A 13,791-nucleotide genomic window follows, 5' to 3' on the forward strand; every position below is an offset into this window, starting at 1 on the left:
GCGCCGCTCACCCGATCAGGGCCCGGTACGCGTCGAGCGCCGGACGCGGCTCGTCGTCGGCGATCACGCGGCCGCCCTCCATGACGATGACCCGGTCGAACGACTCGAGCAGTTCGAGCTGGTGGCTGACGACCACGAGCTGCTCGTCGAGCGTCTCGAAGTGCTCGGCGATGCGGCGCGCGTTCCGGGCGTCGAGCAGTGTCGTGGGCTCGTCGGCGACGACGATCGACGGCTCGCCGACGAGGACGGCCGCGAGCGCGAGCAGCTGCTTCTGTCCGCCGGAGAGCCGGTGCGCGGGCCGGTCGGCGAGGTCGGTGAGCCCGAACCGGTCGAGGGTCCGCTCGACGCGGGCCGCGGCATCCGCCGGACTCAGCCGGTGGCGGCGCAGCGTGAATGCGACGTCCTCGCGCACGGTGGGCATCACGATCTGCGTGTCGGCGTTGGTGAAGACGAAGCCGACCCGGCGACGCACCTCCCGGCCGTGCTTGCCGACGTCGAGGCCGTCGACCTCGACGCGGCCCTCGGTGGGTGTCACGAGGCCGTTGATCATGCGCGCGAGCGTCGACTTGCCCGAGCCGTTCGCGCCGACGATGCCGACCCGCCGTTCGGTCAGCTCGAGGGTGACGTGGTCGACGACGCGTTCGTCGCCGAAGTCGTGGCTAACTCCATCGAAGCGGATGCCGCTCATGCCGCCCGCTCCACGACCATGGCGATGCCCTGTCCGCCGCCGATCGAGCACGCGGCGAGCCCGGCGCGGCCGTCGGCGTCGTCGGCGAGCATGCGCGCGGCGAGTCGCACGAGGAGGATGGCGCCGGACGCGCCCCAGGGGTGACCGAGCGCGATCGCGCCGCCGTCGGCGGAGATCGTCGCCTCGTCGAGGCCGAGGTCGTCGCTCACCGCGAGCAGTTGCGCGGCGAACGCCTCCGTGATCTCGACGAAGCCGAGGTCGGCGACGGTGAGTCCGGCGCGGTCCAGCGCGGCGCGGGCCGCCGGGGCGGCGCCGATGCCGGGTAGCGCGGGGTCGCCCGCCGCGACCGCCGCCGCGCGCACGCGCAGCGCCGGGAGGCCGAGCTCGCGCGCCACCTCGGGGGTCGTGACCGCCATCGCGGCGGCGCCGTCCGAGAACCCGCACGAGTTGCCCGCCGTGACGGTGCCGTCCGGCGCGAACACGGGCGCGAATCGCGCGAGGCGGGTGGCGTCCATCGCGGCGCGGGGCCGGTCGTCGCGGGCGACGCCGTCGACCGCCACGAGTTCGGCGTCGAAGACGCCCGCCGCCTGTGCAGTCGCGGCGCGCGCGTGGGAACGTGCCGCCCAGGCGTCCTGCCGGGCGCGCGTGATGCCGCGCTCGCCAGCCAGGTGCTCGGCGGCCGGCCCCATCTCCGGGTCGGCGAACCCGGCGGGTGCGAACGGGGCGCGCTCATAGCGCTGGCCCGAATCGGGCCAGTGGCGGTGCGGCGCGGTGGAGGCGGACTCGGCGCCGCCGGCCAGCACCAGCTTCGCGTCGCCCGCGCGCACGCGGGCGGCGGCCTGCAGCACCGCGTCGAGACCGGAGCCGCACTGGCGGTCGACGGTGACGCCCGGCACCGTCGTGCCGAGGCCCGCGCGCAGCGCCGCCACGCGCGCGAGGTCGCCGCCGGGACCCATGCAGTTGCCCAGCACGACGTCGTCGACCGGCAGCCCTGCGGGCGCGACCGCGGCGGCGGTCGCGGCGAGCACGGGCGCGGCGAGCGCGTCGACCGTGTGCGCGGCGAACCCGCGTCCGGCCGTGCCGATGGCGGTGCGTCGGGCGGCGACGATGACGGGGGAGCGGTCGGTGCTCATGCGGCGGTTCCGTCCGGTGCGTGGGCGGCGGGGAAGCCGGGGCCGGGTTCGCCGGAGAGCACCGCGTCGCGCAGCGCTGCACGGGCGACCTTGCCCGATGCCGTGCGCGGGAGCGGCCGGGCGTACCAACGGCGGGGCAGCTCGACGGCCGAGAGCACGCCGCGCGCGGCGGCGGCGACCTGCTCGAGCGTCGCGCCGGCGTCGAGCTCGACGACGGCGACGATGCGCTGTCCGAGCAGGTCGTGCGGCTCGCCCAGCACCGCAGCGGCCGCGACGCCGGGCAGCGCGGCCAGCCGCGCCTCCACCTGCTCGGCGGGCACGGTCGCGCCGGCGGTGGTGATGGCGGCGTCGCCGCGGCCGAGCACCCGGATGCCGCCGCCCGCCATCCGCTCGCCGAGGTCGCCGACGGTGGCGAACCCGCGCTCGTCCCGCTCCAGGTCGGTCGCACCGGTCTCATCGACGGTGCCGAGGGCGAGGAAGGGCGATCGCGCGCAGATCCGGTCGCCGCCCGGGGCGGGCCGGAGTTCGACCTCGACGCCGGGGAAGGCCTCGAGCGCGCCGACGGCACCCTCGCCCGCGAGCACGAACGAGAGCTCGGCCGCGCCGTAGTACTCGACCAGGCGGATGCCGCGGTCCGCCGCGCGTCCACGGAGCGCGGCTCCCGTCGCGGCGCCCGCGACGATCGCGGTGCGCGGCGCGTCGGGCTCCTCGACGATGCGGGTCAGCCGGGTGGGCGTGGCGTGCACGACGGCCGCACCCTGCACGCGGTCGGTGGCGGTGGCGCCGAGCGACAGCGCGTGGAGCACCGCGTAGAGGTGCATCGAGACGTGCAGGGGACCGGACACGGCCACGCGGTCGCGGGCCTCGAGCCCGGCGAGTTCGGCGAGCGGCGCCGCCGAGTCGAGCCACGACGCGCTCGTCCGGGCGACCATGCGCGGCGCGGCGCCGGGCGGCGCGGTCGATCCCGAGGTGGTCAGACCGAGCTCGGTCCCCTCCGGAAGCAGGGGCGAGAGCCGGTCGGCCGCCGCCCGGTCGGCACCGACGAGGACCGGCCGACCGCGTCGCAGGCCGGCGAGCACCGTGACGACGAGGTCGACCGGATCGGTGCCGACGCGGCATCCGACCGCCCCGGCACCCGGCGGGAGCGCGGCCGCGTCGACCGCGCGCGAGAGCTCGCCGTAGCGCACGACGTCGCCGCCGAACGCGAGGGCGACGTCGTCGGCGCGGCCGCGCAGCCAGTCGCTCATGCCGTCGGGGTCACCGCCTGGCGGCGCCACGGCCAGGGTCGCGGCTCGATGAGCCCGGGCCACGCACGGTGCACGCCCTTGGCGACCAGCACGGTCACGACGACCTTCAGGATGTCGCCCGGCAGGAACAGCGCGGACCCGGCGATGGCGACACCCAGGGGCGTGCCGGTGATCGCCGCGAAGACGGGAACGCCGACGAGGTAGATGGCGACGATGCCGCCCAGGGCGGTCGCACCGAGCGCGGGCAGCACCCGGTAGCGGGGGAGCAGCCGTGCCGTGAACCAGCCGACGACGAAGGCGCCGAGCACCCAGCCGATGAGGTAGCCGACCGAGGGGCCGACGAACACCGACAGGCCCCCGCGTCCGCCGGACAGCAGCGGCAGGCCCGCCGCAACGAGCGCGAGCAGCAGGAGCACCGCGAGCGAGCCCTTGCGCGCCCCGAGGATCGCGCCCGCGAGCATGACCCCGAGCGTCTGGAACGTGATCGGCACCGCAGTGCCGCCGAGGTAGAGCGCGCCCGGCAGGCCGAGCGCCGCGATGAGCGCGGCGAACACGGCGATCTGCGCGAGGTCGCGTGCCGGGATGCGGGCGCGGCCGCGCTCGGGCGCGGGCGCGGGTGCGGCGGGGGTCTGGGTGTCGGTCATCATGCTCCCGTGATTCGGCGTGGCGGGCGCATGGCCCTGTTCTCACGCTAGGAACGGCCGGGGAGCGGTCGCTCGAGGTGGCCGTACAAGAAACGGCGCGCGATTTTGGAGCGGCGTCGGTCGAGCACGACGCCTCGGCGGGCGCAGTGGACCGCCCTCAGGCACTCGCTGCGGGTCAGGCCGCCTTGGCCGGGTCGGTCGCGGCGACCGGGGCGGGCACGGATGCGGCGAGGAGGGCGTCGTCGCCCGCGGCATCCGTCGACGGCAGTTCGTCGTCGAGGGTGTCGGCGCCGGTGTCGATCGGGTCGGCCCACATGACGAGCGGGGCGGGCGACCAGCTGAGGGCGAGGGATGCCTCGTCGGCCGGCACCACGACGGCGACCTGCTCGCGCTCCTCGAGGATGGCGCGCGTGACCTCGGCGGCGATCTGGTGGGTGAGCATCGACTGGAAGATGCGGTCGGTGTCGTCGTCGCCGCGGCGGACGAGCGACCAGTCGCCTTCGGGGCCGATGAACCGGGAGAGTCGCGCGTTGACGAGCTCGAAGATGTGCTCCCCGCGCAGGTCCGCAGCGGTCGCGGCGGGCGACGGGGCGGCGGGTGCGGTGTGGGCGGCGGCTTGTGCGGCGAGCCGCGCGCGGCGCCAGCGGCGGAACATCGGCGTCCTCTCGTGGGGGTCGGTCGGCGGATCTCGGGCGGCGGACTCGGTCCCGTCCAGTGTCCGTCGGCGGCGCGGCATCCTCGCCGGGACACGCCGCACAGCGCCCGAGCCGCCCCTGAACGGGGGTGATGACTCGGGCGAGGATGGTGCGGCCGGGCCGTCGCCGGCGCGGCCGGGGCGGCTACTCGGCCAGTTCGCGGCGCTTCTGCTCGTCGGCCACGGTGCCGATCGCGATTGCGAGCGTCGCGGCCCACGACACCCACATCAGCAGGAGCCTCCAGTCGCGCGGTCCTGCCGCCGTCGCCTTGATGACGCCGACGGCGCCGAAGAGCGAGGTGAGGACGGCTCCGCTGAAGAGGTACTTGCGCATACCCCGAAACTACCGTCCGGGTCCGACGCATGCGACCGGTTGACACCCGCTCGCTGAGAGATCCCCGCGAATCTGACCGATCGTGCAGGATCTGACCGATCGGTCAAGGTAGCGTCATCCGCATGCCCACCGATGCCAAGGCGCCGGCGCGCGCCCGCGCCGCCGACGAACTCAAGCAGGCCGCACTCGAGCAGTTCGCGAGCGTCGGCTTCGCGGCCACCTCGCTGCAGCACATCGCCGACCACGCCGGCTACTCGAAGTCGAGCGTGCTCTACCACTACGCGTCGAAGGAGGCGCTGCTCGAGTCCGCGATCGAGCCGGCCGTCAGCCAGTTCGAAGAGGTCCTCGAGGACTACCTCGCGGGCCGCGACCCGGCGCGCCGCCGCCGGCTCGTCGACCGGGTGATCGACCTCATGCTCGTGCACCGCGAGGCCGTGCACGTGTTCCTGATCCAGGGGCCGAGCCTCGCCGAGCTGCCGATCATCGCCCGCGCCGACGCGGCCGTGCGCCGCCTCGCCGCGGCGATCTGCGATGAGCGCGAGAGCGTCGAGGACCAGGTGCGCTTCGGCGTCGCGCTCGGCGGTGCCGCCTTCCTGCTCACCGCCGGCCGCACGTTCGCCGACGACCGCGCGCAGCCGTCCGACGACGAACTCCGGGCCGCGCTGCACACGGTGCTGCCCGAGCTGCTCGCCCCGCCCGCCGGCACCCGCACCGCCGACGCCGAGTAAGGACCGCACGTGGCTCTCCTCCTCCACCGCATCGGGCGCGCCGCCTTCCGCCGCGCCTGGCTCGTCGTCGTCGCCTGGATCGTCGCGCTCACCGCGCTCGTCGGCGGCGGCATCGCCCTCGGCGGCCAGCTCCAGGAGTCGTACGCGATCCCCGGCACCGAATCGCAGGACGCCATCGACCAGCTCGCCGCTGTGTTCCCCCAGACCGCCGGCGCGTCGGCCAAAGCCGTCGTCGAGGCGCCCGACGGCGAGTCCGTCGAGGACCCGGACTCCCGCGCCGCGATCGCCGACATGGAGCGCGAGCTCGAGCGCGTCGACGGCGTGGCGAGCGTGCTCGGCCCGTTCGACGAGTACGCCGGCGACCAGGTCTCAGACGATGCGCGCACGGCCTACATCCAGGTGCAGTTCGACGGGCCGGTGACGGATGTCGCGCAGGAGTCGATCGACGCCGTCGTCGCCACGGGCGACGCAGGCCGCGACGCCGGACTCCGGGTCGCGTTCGGCGGCGAGGTGTTCCAGGAGACCACGTTCGGCCTGACGATCACCGAGGTCTTCGGCGTGCTCTTCGCGGGGGTGGTGCTGCTCATCACCTTCGGGTCGCTCCTCGCTGCCGGCATGCCCCTCCTCACGGCGATCGTGGGCGTCGGCGCGACGTTCGGCGGCATCGCCGTGGTCTCCGCGTTCGCGACCGTGTCGAGCACGGCGCCCATGCTCGCGGTCATGATCGGCCTCGCCGTCGGCATCGACTACGCCCTCTTCATCCTGTCGCGGCACCGCACCCAGCTCGCACGCGGCATGGACCCCGAGGAGAGCGCGGCGGAGGCCGTCGCGACCGCGGGCGGCGCCGTCGTGTTCGCCGGCCTCACGGTGATCATCGCCCTGCTCGGCCTGCTCGTCGTCGGCATCCCGTTCCTCAGCGTCATGGGCGTCGCCGCGGCGTTCGCCGTCCTCGTCGCCGTGATCGGCGCGACCACGCTCCTGCCGGCGCTGCTCGGCCTCGCGAAGGGGCGGCTGGCGCCGAAGCCCGGCAGCCGGGCGCACCGCCGCGCCGTCGCGGCCGACGAGGGCGGCCGGCCGACCCTCGGGCGCCGCTGGGTCGACACGGTGCTGAAGGCGCCGGTCGTGTTCCTGCTGCTCGTGGTGGGGCTCCTCGGCACGGCGGCGATCCCCGCGGCGAGCCTCGACCTGAACCTTCCGGGTGGCGAGGGCGAAGCCGGATCCAGCCAGCGCGAGGCCTACGAGATGATCGAGGCGGGCTTCGGCCCCGGCGCGAACGGTCCGCTCATCGTGACGGTCGACATCACGCAGACCACCGACATCTTCGAGGACCTCGACGCGATCGGCGAGCGCCTCGCCCGAGTCGACGGCGTCGACTACGTCGGCGAGGGCCTCCCGAACGAGACCGTCGACACCGCGATCATCCAGGTGATCCCCGAGAGCGGTCCGACCGACCCGGAGACGAAGCAGGTGGTGCAGGACATCCGTGCGCTCGAGCCGGAGATCGCCGAGGAGTTCGGCACGCCCATCGCGGTGACCGGCTACACCGCCGTCTCGATCGACATCTCGCAGCGCCTCACCGATGCGCTCATCCCGTTCGCGCTCATCGTCGTGGGGCTGTCGATCGTCCTGCTGCTCATCGTGTTCCGCTCGCTGTTCGTGCCCGTCAAGGCGGCGCTCGGCTTCCTCCTCTCGGCGTTCGGCGCGATCGGGGTCACGGTCGCCGTGTTCCAGTGGGGGTGGTTCGCCGACCTCATGCACGTCGAACCGGGGCCGATCCTGAGCTTCCTGCCCATCCTGCTCATGGCGGTGCTGTTCGGGCTCGCCATGGACTACGAGGTGTTCCTCGTCTCCGGCATGCGCGAGGAGTTCGTGAAGACCCGCGAACCGCGCTCGTCGATCGTGCACGGCTTCCAGCACGCCGCGCGGGTCGTCACGGCGGCGGCGCTCATCATGTTCTTCGTCTTCTTCGCGTTCGTCCCCGAGGGCACCGGCGTCATCAAGGGCATCGCCTTCGCGCTGGCCATCGGCGTCGCCTTCGACGCGTTCCTTGTGCGGATGACGCTGGTGCCCGCCGCCATGGCCCTCGCCGGTCGTCACGCGTGGTGGCTGCCGAGGTGGCTCGCCCGCGTCCTGCCCGACGTCGACATCGAGGGCGAGGGGCTGCGCGCCCACCTCGCCGAGTCCGAGTGGGCCGCAGCACGCAACGCGGACGTGCTCGCCGAGGGGCTGCTCGTCGGCGACCCGGCGGCCCCGGTCGGGCCGATCACGCTCGACGTGCCGCGCGGCGGCGCGCTCGTCGTCCGGGGCGGCCCCGCCGAACGGCGCCTCGTCTCGGCGACGATCGCCGGCAGGGTCCTGCCCGCGGGCGGGCGCCTCGCGGTGCTCGGGCTGCCGCTGCCCACCGACGCGAACGCCGTCATGCGCCGGGTCGCGGTCGCCGACACCGCCACGGACGCCGCATCCGCGCCGACCGCGGGCGACCTCGTCGCCGCACGGGTCGACGCGACCCGGCCGTGGTATCGGCTCGGTTCCACGCGCGACGCCGTCGAGGACGCCCTCGACGCCGCCGCGGTCGCCCGATCGGTCGCCGAGACGAGCGGCGGCCGCCTCGCCGCGGCGCTGACGGACTCGTTCCCGTGGCGGACCACCGCCGTCGATCCCGTCACGCCGCTGGGCGAGCTCGACCGGCTCGACCGGATCCTCGTGACCGCGGCCGCCGCGCTCGCCGAGGAACCGCGGGCGCTCGTCCTCGATCTCGACGCGGCGTCCGCGTCCGAGGCCGGCACCTGGCGAGCCCTCGCGCACCTGGTACCGGACGACGTCGCGCTCATCGCGACCGTGCCCGCCGACGCCGACCCCGTCCCCGCTCGCGAGGCGTTCGACGCCCGCGGCATCCGCGAACTCGACCTCGCGACCCGAGCCGAGGAGGCGCACCGATGACCCGAACCGACCCCACCAGCCGCGGCGCCGGCCCGGGCGGCCGACGCGGCCGCAGCGCCGCCCTGCTCGCCGCGGTGATCGCCGTGCCGCTCGCCGTCGCCGGCCTCGTCGCCGCGGCGGTCGGCGGAGCCGACGACCGGCTCGACGCCATCCCGGCCATCGTCGTGAACAACGACGAGATGGTCACCATGACCCTGCCCGACGGCGAGGAGCAGCCCGTGCTCGCGGGTCGGCAGCTCGTCACCGAGCTCACCGGCGACGGATCGACCGGGTTCGACTGGACCATCTCGAACGACGAACAGGCGGCCGAGGCGCTCGCCGCGGGCGACGCGTACGCGGTGCTCACCATCCCCGCGGACTTCTCGGCGTCGGTCACGTCGCTCTCCGGCCAGGCGCCCACGACGGCGGCGCTCGACATCCGCACCGACGACGCGCACGGCTACCTCGCCGGCACCGTCGCCACGACGGTCGGCGACGCGATCGCCGACGCCTTCGGGCAGGAGCTCACCACGCAGTACCTCGAGGGCCTGTACGGCAACCTCATCCAGGTCGGCGGGGCCTTCGGCGAGGCAGCGGATGGCGCGGGGCAGCTCGCCGACGGCGCCGACTCGCTCGCGGGCGGCCTCGACCAGCTCGCGGCCGGGGTCGGTTCCTCCGCCGACGGCGCGCAGCAGCTCGCGGGCGGTCTCGACCAGCTCGCGGGCGGCGTGGGCAGCGCGGCATCGGGTGCGGCCCAGGGCGCGGCCGGCGCGGCGGCGTACGCCGACGGCGTCGACCAGTACACGGGCGGCGTGGATTCGCTCTCCGGCGGCCTCGGGGCGCTGCGCGACCAGACGGGACGGCTCGGTGAACTCGGCACCGGGATCGGCGACTACGTCGCGGGAGTCCAGGGGCTCTCCGCCGGGTACGACCAACTGGAGGTCGGCCTCCTCCAGCTCATCGACGGGAACATCGCCGCGACGGCCGCCGCGGCCGGCGTGCCGGCGACCTGCGCGCCCGAGCCCGCGGCGCCCCTCGTCGAACTCTGCCGGCTGCGGGCCGGCGTCGTCGACACGGGTGACGGCGCGTCGGCCCTCGCCGTCGGGGGAACGCCGATCGCCGAGGGCGCCGCCGGACTCGGGCAGCTCCAGTCGGGCATCGCCGGACTCGCGGACGGCGCGTCGCAGCTCTCGAGCGGCTCCCCGCAGCTGCGCGACGGTGCGGACCGTCTCACCGCGGGCTTCGAGGGACTCTCCGGCGGCCTCGGCGAACTGCAGTCGGGCGCCTCGGGCGCCGCGTCGGGCACGTCGGAGCTCGCGGGCGGACTCGCGCAGCTCCGCGACGGAGCCTCGGCGTCGGCCGACGGCGCGACCAGACTCGCCGACGGCACGGGCGAGCTGGCCGACGGACTCGCGGAGGGCGCCGAGGGCTCCTCATCCCTCACCGACCTCGATCCCGAGGACACCGCCTCGGTGGTCGCCGAGCCGGTGACCGTGGCGGCGCAGCGCGACAACGCCATCGACTCGCTCGGCCAGGTCATCGCGATGCTGCTCGCACCCATCGGCCTGTGGCTCGGTGCGATGGCGCTCTTCCTCGTGTTCCGTCCGTTCGGGCGGGAGGCGCTCGCCAGCACGGCGCCGACGGGACGACTCGTGGCTCGCACGCTCTTCCGCGGCTCGCTCGTCGGCCTCGCGCAGGCGGCGGCCGTCGTGCTGCTCATGCACACGGCGCTCGGCGTCGACTGGGCGCTGCTGCCGCAGACGCTCGCATTCTCCGCCCTGCTCGCGGTCGCGTTCACGGCGATCCACGCATTCCTCAACGCGTGGCTCGGGCGCGCCGGCACCATCGTGTCGCTCGTGCTCGTCGTGCTCCAGCTCGCGGCATCCGGTGGGCTCTACCCGCTCGAGATCGTGAGCGGGCCGTTCCAGGCGGTGAGCCCGTTCCTGCCGCTGACCTGGGCGGTGCAGGGCATGCAGCTGATCGTGAGCGGCGCCGGCGGCGGGGCCGTGGCCGGAGCCGCCGCGGTGGTCGCGCTGTTCGGGCTGCTCGGCGTCGCCGGCACCGCGGCCGTGGTGGCGCGGCGCCGCGGCATCCGCTCGGTGCGTTCGGCGCTGCCCGCACCCGCCTGACGGCGACATGGAGATCGCGACCCGGTGGCCCCCGCGGCTGCCGGGTCGCGTGGCGTCAGTGGCGGTGGGGGAGGATCGCGTCGATCGCCCGACGCAGCGGCGACTCGGACTGCGGCCGCTCGGGCTCGGCGGCCGGTGCGACGGCCGTGTGCTCGCGGGCGAACGCGAGCGTCTCGCGGAGGAGGTCGAGCCGCTCCGCCTCGGACTTCGCCTTGCGGGTGTTGATCTCGGCGACCACCGAGCCGTTCCACCCGCGGTCGGCCAGCCACCGCAGCGTCTCGGCGACGGGCTGGGTGCCGCGGCCGGGCAGCAGGTGCTCGTCGAAGATCTGGCCCTCGCCGATCGCGCCCGTGCCGTCGCACAGGTGGACGTGGCGGAGCCGGTCGCCCAGGTCCTTCGCGTACTCGAGGCTGTCGACGCCGGAGAGCGAGGCGTGCGAGAAGTCGAGGGTCACCGCGTCGCAGTCCATATCGCGCGGGTCCCAGCCGGGCGCGTACGCCTTCATGTTCCGGCCGGCGGCGCGCCACGGGAACATGTTCTCGACCGCGATCTCGACGCCGTGCGCGCCCGAGAACTCCCGCACCGCGGGCAGGAACTCGCGCGCGTAGGTGGCCTGCCACCGGAACGGCGGGTGCACGACGACGGCCTCGGCCCCGACGGCCGCGGCCAGTTCGGCCGTGCGGTCGAGCTTGACGCGCGGATCTCGGCCCCAGACGAAGTGGGTGAGCAGCAGCACGGGCGCGTGGATGGAGAGGATGGGCAGGTCCCACCGCTCCGACATCTCGTTGAGGCCCTCGGCGACCTGGGTGGTGAGCTCCTGGGTCACCATGATCTCGATGCCGTCGAACCCGGCCTCCTTCGCGTATCGGAAGGCGTGCTCGGGCTCGAGTGGGTACACACAAGTGGTGCTCATACCGATTCGGATCATGAGGATCGCAGTCTAGCCCGGGCGGCTGGACGCAGGGTGAGGACGTGCCGCCCTGTTAGCCTGAACGCCGAGCAGTCCGAGGAGGACCCGACGCCGTGAAGCCCGATTCCCAGCCCGACGACCTGTTCCCCGATGGCGCGTACGACATGGTCGTCGTGTCCAACCGCCTGCCCGTCGACTACGTGGGCGGCGAGGGAGCCGACACGCAGTGGAAGGGCTCGCCCGGCGGTCTCGTGACGGCGCTCGAGCCCGTCATGCGCGAGAACGACGGCGCGTGGGTGGGCTGGGCCGGCGTCGCCGATCGCGAGTTCGACCCGTTCGAGCACGACGGCATCTCGATCATCCCCGTGCCGCTCTCGGCCGACGAGGTCGAGGAGTACTACGAGGGCTTCTCGAACGACACCCTGTGGCCGCTGTACCACGACGTGATCGCGCCGCCCCGCTTCCACCGCGAGTGGTGGGACGCCTACGTGCGCGTCAACCGCCGCTTCGCCGAGGCCGCCGCCCGCGCGGCCGCCGAGGGCGCGGTCGTGTGGGTGCAGGACTACCAGCTCCAGCTCGTCCCGCGCATGCTCCGCGAGAGCCGGCCCGACCTCGTGATCGGCTTCTTCAACCACATCCCCTTCCCCGCGTACGGGATCTACTCGCAGCTGCCGTGGCGTCGCCAGGTCGTCGACGGCCTGCTCGGCGCCGACGTCATCGGCTTCCAGCGAGCAGCGGATGCCGGCAACTTCACGCGCGCCGTCCGGCGACTCTACGGCTACCGCACGCGCGGCTCGGTGCTCGAGGTGCCCGGCCTCGACGGCGAGACCCGGCACGTGGTCGCCCGGCACTTCCCCATCTCGATCGACGCGGCCGCATTCGAGCGGATGGCGCGCCGCCCCGAGGTGCAGGAGCGCGCCCGGGAGATCCGCAAGAGCCTCGGCGACCCCGATGTCGTGATGCTCGGGGTCGACCGACTCGACTACACGAAGGGCATCCGCCACCGCATCAAGGCGTTCGGCGAGCTCCTGCGCGACGGGCGGCTCACCGTCGAGGAGGCCACGCTCGTGCAGGTCGCGAGCCCGTCCCGCGAACGCGTCGACACCTACCGGCAGCTGCGCGACGAGATCGAGCTGCTCGTCGGGCGGCTGAACGGCGACCACTCCACGCTCGGGCATCCGGCCATCTCGTACCTGCACCACGGCTACCCGCGCGAGGAGATGGCGGCGCTCTACCTCGCCGCCGACGTCATGCTCGTCACCGCGCTGCGCGACGGCATGAACCTCGTCGCGAAGGAGTACGTCGCCTGCCGGTTCGACGACGACGGCGTGCTGCTGCTCAGCGAGTTCACCGGTGCGTCCGACGAGCTGCGCCAGGCGATCCTCGTGAACCCCCACGACATCGAGGGCCTGAAGGACGCCATGGTCGAGGCGACCCAGATGCCCAAGCGCGAACGGGCGCGGCGCATGCGCGCGCTGCGCAAGCGCGTGAAGGACAACGACGTGGCCAACTGGTCGGCGACGTTCCTCGAGACGCTCACCGGCGTGGGCAAGATCCAGCCGGGCGTGCCGGACGCCCTGCGCAGCGCCGTCGCGCGTATCGCCGAGGTCGAGCGGCTGCTCGTCGCGCTCGACTTCGACGGCACCCTCGCGCCGCTGGTCGACCGTCCCGAGGACGCGCGGGCCACCGAACGGGCGCGCGCCGCCATCGAGCGGATGTCGCAGCACGAGGACACGCGCGTGGCCCTCGTCTCCGGCCGAGCGCTCGACAGCCTGAAGGACGTCGCCTCGCCGCCGGTCGCCGCGCTGCTCAGCGGCTCGCACGGCGTCGAGCTGCAGCTCGACGCGAGCGGCGTCACGATCGACCTGCGCGAGAACGAGCTCACGCGGCTCGAGCAGCTCATCGACATCGTCGAGAACGCGGCATCCGCCGCCGACGGCGCCTGGGTCGAGCGCAAGCCGGCCGGGATCGCCCTGCACACCCGCAAGCTCGGCGCGACCGCGGGAGCGGCGCTCCAGCGAGAGGCCCGCGAGCGCGTCGAGCAGGTGCTGCCCGGGCTGGCGACTCGGACCGGCAAGAACGTGCTGGAGTTCGCGGTCCGAGCGAGCGACAAGGGCGAGGCCGTCACGCGGCTGCGCCAGCACGCCGGCGCCGACGCCGTCCTCTACGTGGGCGACGACGTGACCGACGAGGACGCGTTCGCGACGCTCGAGATCGACGACGTGGGCGTGAAGGTCGGCCAGGGGAAGTCGCTCGCGGCCTACCGGCTGCGCGGTCCCGACGACGTCGCCGAACTGCTCGAGGTGCTCGCCGACGCCCGCGACGCCGCGCGGTGAAACCGGTCTCGGGCGGCATCTAGACTCGA

At 74.4% G+C, this 13,791-nt stretch carries 11 protein-coding genes; 4 read left to right on the forward strand and 7 right to left on the reverse strand.

Annotated features, from left to right (window positions below; all coding sequences use genetic code 11):
- Window positions 1-7: 7 nt before the first annotated feature.
- From RH861_RS07665 to RH861_RS07690, 6 genes are all read right to left on the reverse strand, one after another.
- Complete coding sequence (locus tag RH861_RS07665; RefSeq protein WP_310520517.1) at window positions 8-688, reverse strand: energy-coupling factor ABC transporter ATP-binding protein; 681 nt, start codon at window positions 686-688, stop codon at window positions 8-10.
- A complete protein-coding gene (locus RH861_RS07670; protein WP_310520518.1) occupies window positions 685-1,821 on the reverse strand; it encodes a thiolase family protein in 1,137 nt (378 codons plus the stop codon). The genes RH861_RS07665 and RH861_RS07670 overlap by 4 nt, the downstream gene beginning before the upstream one ends.
- Window positions 1,818-3,068 (reverse strand): AMP-binding enzyme, encoded by a 1,251-nt coding sequence (locus RH861_RS07675; protein ID WP_310520519.1) that lies wholly within the window; start codon window positions 3,066-3,068, stop codon window positions 1,818-1,820. The genes RH861_RS07670 and RH861_RS07675 overlap by 4 nt, the downstream gene beginning before the upstream one ends.
- Window positions 3,065-3,712, reverse strand: coding sequence for a biotin transporter BioY (locus RH861_RS07680; RefSeq protein WP_310520520.1), 648 nt, complete (start codon window positions 3,710-3,712; stop codon window positions 3,065-3,067). The genes RH861_RS07675 and RH861_RS07680 overlap by 4 nt, the downstream gene beginning before the upstream one ends.
- Window positions 3,713-3,887: 175 nt before the next feature.
- Window positions 3,888-4,367, reverse strand: a complete 480-nt coding sequence (locus RH861_RS07685) for a hypothetical protein (protein ID WP_310520521.1) — start codon at window positions 4,365-4,367, stop codon at window positions 3,888-3,890.
- Between the two features lie 184 nt (window positions 4,368-4,551).
- Window positions 4,552-4,740 carry a hypothetical protein gene (locus RH861_RS07690; RefSeq protein WP_248598441.1) on the reverse strand — a complete coding sequence of 63 codons (189 nt, stop codon included), beginning with the start codon at window positions 4,738-4,740 and terminating at the stop codon, window positions 4,552-4,554.
- Between the two features lie 122 nt (window positions 4,741-4,862).
- On the opposite strand from RH861_RS07690, the gene RH861_RS07695 reads away from it, so the two are divergent.
- The 3 genes from RH861_RS07695 to RH861_RS07705 are packed head-to-tail and all read left to right on the forward strand — an operon-like array spanning window position 4,863 to window position 10,516.
- Window positions 4,863-5,468, forward strand: coding sequence for a TetR/AcrR family transcriptional regulator (locus RH861_RS07695; RefSeq protein ID WP_310520522.1), 606 nt, complete (start codon window positions 4,863-4,865; stop codon window positions 5,466-5,468).
- A 9-nt stretch (window positions 5,469-5,477) separates the two neighbouring features.
- Window positions 5,478-8,408, forward strand: coding sequence for an MMPL family transporter (locus RH861_RS07700; RefSeq protein WP_310520523.1), 2,931 nt, complete (start codon window positions 5,478-5,480; stop codon window positions 8,406-8,408).
- A complete protein-coding gene (locus tag RH861_RS07705) occupies window positions 8,405-10,516 on the forward strand; it encodes a YhgE/Pip family protein (RefSeq protein WP_310520524.1) in 2,112 nt (703 codons plus the stop codon). The genes RH861_RS07700 and RH861_RS07705 overlap by 4 nt, the downstream gene beginning before the upstream one ends.
- Window positions 10,517-10,571: 55 nt before the next feature.
- Here RH861_RS07705 and RH861_RS07710 read toward each other — a convergent pair whose 3' ends face one another.
- The gene (locus RH861_RS07710; RefSeq protein WP_310520525.1) at window positions 10,572-11,444 is read right to left on the reverse strand and encodes a sugar phosphate isomerase/epimerase family protein; all 873 of its coding nucleotides are present in this window, start codon (window positions 11,442-11,444) and stop codon (window positions 10,572-10,574) included.
- 95 nt (window positions 11,445-11,539) lie between these two features.
- On the opposite strand from RH861_RS07710, the gene RH861_RS07715 reads away from it, so the two are divergent.
- A complete protein-coding gene (locus RH861_RS07715; protein WP_310520526.1) occupies window positions 11,540-13,762 on the forward strand; it encodes a bifunctional alpha,alpha-trehalose-phosphate synthase (UDP-forming)/trehalose-phosphatase in 2,223 nt (740 codons plus the stop codon).
- Window positions 13,763-13,791: the final 29 nt, after the last annotated feature.

This window comes from Agromyces indicus, assembly GCF_031432295.1.
Lineage (GTDB): Bacteria > Actinomycetota > Actinomycetes > Actinomycetales > Microbacteriaceae > Agromyces > Agromyces indicus.

Bases quoted from the DNA above. Each gene is read 5' to 3' on its own strand.
- RH861_RS07665 (WP_310520517.1), bottom strand. From the start codon at position 688: ATGAGCGGCATCCGCTTCGATGGAGTTAGCCACGACTTCGGCGACGAA.
- RH861_RS07670 (WP_310520518.1), bottom strand. From the start codon at position 1,821: ATGAGCACCGACCGCTCCCCCGTCATCGTCGCCGCCCGACGCACCGCC.
- RH861_RS07690 (WP_248598441.1), bottom strand. From the start codon at position 4,740: ATGCGCAAGTACCTCTTCAGCGGAGCCGTCCTCACCTCGCTCTTCGGC.
- RH861_RS07680 (WP_310520520.1), bottom strand. From the start codon at position 3,712: ATGACCGACACCCAGACCCCCGCCGCACCCGCGCCCGCGCCCGAGCGC.
- RH861_RS07705 (WP_310520524.1), top strand. From the start codon at position 8,405: ATGACCCGAACCGACCCCACCAGCCGCGGCGCCGGCCCGGGCGGCCGA.
- RH861_RS07675 (WP_310520519.1), bottom strand. From the start codon at position 3,068: ATGAGCGACTGGCTGCGCGGCCGCGCCGACGACGTCGCCCTCGCGTTC.
- RH861_RS07695 (WP_310520522.1), top strand. From the start codon at position 4,863: ATGCCCACCGATGCCAAGGCGCCGGCGCGCGCCCGCGCCGCCGACGAA.
- RH861_RS07685 (WP_310520521.1), bottom strand. From the start codon at position 4,367: ATGTTCCGCCGCTGGCGCCGCGCGCGGCTCGCCGCACAAGCCGCCGCC.
- RH861_RS07710 (WP_310520525.1), bottom strand. From the start codon at position 11,444: ATGATCCGAATCGGTATGAGCACCACTTGTGTGTACCCACTCGAGCCC.